This is a genomic window from Enterococcus sp. C63, assembly GCF_040887215.1.
GTDB classification, from domain to species: domain Bacteria; phylum Bacillota; class Bacilli; order Lactobacillales; family Enterococcaceae; genus Enterococcus_B; species Enterococcus_B hirae.
This window is the reverse complement of sequence record NZ_JBFOFI010000018.1, coordinates 1-1,044: the sequence shown is the minus strand read 5'-3', so window position 1 is coordinate 1,044 and position 1,044 is coordinate 1. Positions and strand designations below refer to the sequence as shown.

Here is a 1,044-nt window from a genome sequence, read left to right as displayed (position 1 = left end):
CACTTATTGATGGGTTTAAACAAGGTGTGTCAGTAACCATTGATTATGATTCGCTAACTGGAGAACCATCGGAATCCGTTACAGGAAGTGAAGTATTTGATTTTAGCACAAAAGGACCAGGTGTCATTATTGCCTACATTTGCGGGCATGAACATTGGGAAACGGTGAGAAATCTCGGTACTTTGAAAATGATAGTTGGAACTTGTGCATTTACTAAAGACACTAGTGTTGATTTTGAAGCTTTTTATCAATTGTCAATTGATAAAACAGCAAGAAAATTGATAATGAACGGTGTGGGACGAGCAACCAAACGATCATTTTTATATTGAAGGAGTGGTGGATAATGTTTGAAAATATGACAAGAGATCAAGCAATTGATCACATGTTAGAACAATTTGCTATTCATTGTGATGGTAACGACCAACAAGCACATGCGCTTGCTACTGAGAGAAATGCAGGTTTTGCTTCACCTGAAACCGTAGCACAAGCAACCGGTCATTTAATTAAGGATAATTACTTAAGTGAGAAGTATAGTTTCTGGAATATTCCATTTGGGCATTACGCTACTGTATGGGCTTGGGCTGACGAAATGGGAACGCCCGATCCAATGCTCCCTGGACAAATTATCCAGTTACACGTTTTCGGGGAACACTCTCAACGTAAGACTTATGTGATGATTGACGTATCAAACGGAAGTATTTTTTATATCAATTCAAGCAAAGAAGGTGGCGAAGGTGGCTACAATTCAAGAAATTGGAAACGAATTGAACAAGTAACAAAATTATGGAAAGCTGGCGAATCAGATTGTGCTGTAGGACAAAATATGAATTTAACAGCTAGTACACGTCGTTTTAGTCGTTTACGATTTCATGTCAAGGGTATAGGTACACAGTTTACGTTTGAAACACCAGCAGTAGATAACCCAGTTATTATGTTCACAGGCATAGGTTCATCCGAAAAAAGTATTTGGCATGTTCGAATAGAAATTACTAATTATCGTGACAACGTGGTATTACGTTTTAATAAATGTCGATTGGCCACTAC

1 protein-coding gene and 1 pseudogene are annotated in these 1,044 nt (G+C 38.0%); both read left to right on the top strand.

The genetic code is table 11. From position 1 onward, the window contains the following. A pseudogene (locus AB3H90_RS14335) lies at positions 1-329 on the top strand (hypothetical protein); the annotation flags it as partial. A 14-nt stretch (positions 330-343) separates the two neighbouring features. Beyond that, on the top strand, positions 344-1,044 hold a 701-nt coding region (locus AB3H90_RS14330; RefSeq protein ID WP_368016916.1), incomplete at its 3' end, for a hypothetical protein.